The organism is Microbacterium sp. NPDC088619, from assembly GCF_044752825.1.
In the GTDB taxonomy this organism is placed as follows: Bacteria; Actinomycetota; Actinomycetes; order Actinomycetales; family Microbacteriaceae; genus Microbacterium.
Genome location: NZ_JBIVLZ010000001.1, coordinates 845 through 2,259, shown reverse-complemented (window position 1 = coordinate 2,259; position 1,415 = coordinate 845). Strand labels below are relative to the sequence as shown.

The 1,415-nt window shown below is 68.8% G+C and carries 1 protein-coding gene; it reads right to left on the bottom strand.

Features of this window, described 5'->3' with window-relative positions; translation table 11 throughout:
* Window positions 1–1,415, bottom strand: a 1,415-nt coding sequence (locus ACIP5T_RS00015; protein WP_400859581.1) for a primosomal protein, incomplete at both ends; no start/stop codon positions are given.

Here is a 1,415-nt window from a genome sequence, read left to right as displayed (position 1 = left end):
AGCGTCGTCCTCGAAGTCGCCCTCGATGAGGCCGTCCTCGATGAGGATCTCCTCGTCACCCGCCTCGTCGACACCGAGTGCCTCGGCAGCCACCTCTGCGCGGTGTGCCCAGAAATCGGCTTCGTCGTTTCGTCCGAGATCCTCGAGCACCGCTGCACGGGCAGCGAACAGCGCGGGGCTCCACTCGAACGCACGGTCGGGGTCGAGCTCGGGAATCTCGAGTTCGCCGAGCGCGAGCTCGAGGTCTCCCTGATCGAGGCGCGCCCCCGACATCGCGATCGCCAGAGATACACGAACCGGGGTGGTGAGTGCAGCGCGGTCGACGGCACGACCGGTCTCGAGCGCGCGGTCGGGGCGACCGATCCCACGCTCGCTGTCGACCATCAGCGCGATCTGGTCGTCCTTGCCGGAGATGCGACGGTAGGTGCGCAGCTCGCGAAGGGCCAGAGCGAAGTCTCCAGTCGCGTATGCAGTAATCCCGAGCGTCTCGCGGACGATCGCGATACGGCCGGCACGGCGAGAAGCAGCGAGAGCATGCTCGTGTGCACGGGCCGGATCCTCATCGATGAGCTGAGACGCCATGGCGAGGTGACGCGCGACCAGCTCCGCGTTCTCCTTGCTGAGAGTCTTCAGCTCGTTGCGGGCAGAGGTGTGCAGGTCCCGGGCCGTGACCTCGTCCGGGATGTGCGGGTCGTTGAAACGCGGCCGATCCCCATCAGCCTGAATCGGACGTTCGCGACCCGCTCCACCGCGCTGCGGGTAGGAACGCGACGAGTCGCGGTCCTGTCCACCGTCACGGGTGTAGCCGCTGGCACGAGGGGCTCCGCCGTCGCGGTTGTAGCCACCGGAACGGGGGGCGTCGCCATCGCGACGCGGGGCACCACCGTCACGGTTGTACCCGCCAGAGCGCGGGGCACCGCCATCACGGTTGTACCCACCGGAACGCGGTGCACCGCCGTCACGGTTGTACCCACCGGAACGCGGAGCGCCGCCGTCACGGTTGTAGCCACCGGAACGGGGAGCGTCGCCATCGCGGCGCGGGGCACCGCCGTCACGGTTGTAGCCGCCAGAGCGCGGAGCGCCGCCATCACGGTTGTACCCACCGGAACGGGGAGCGTCGCCATCGCGGCGCGGGGCACCGCCGTCACGGTTGTAGCCGCCAGAGCGCGGAGCGCCACCGTCACGGTTGTACCCACCGGAACGAGGAGCACCACCGTCACGGTTGTCACGGTTGTACCCACCCGAACGCGACGCACCACCGTCACGGTTGTAGCCGCCAGAGCGAGGAGCGTCGCCGTCACGGCGCGGAGCGCCACCATCACGGTTGTACCCACCGGAACGAGGAGCACCACCGTCACGGTTGTCACGGTTGTACCCACCCGAACGCGACGCACCACCGTCACGGTTGTAGCCGC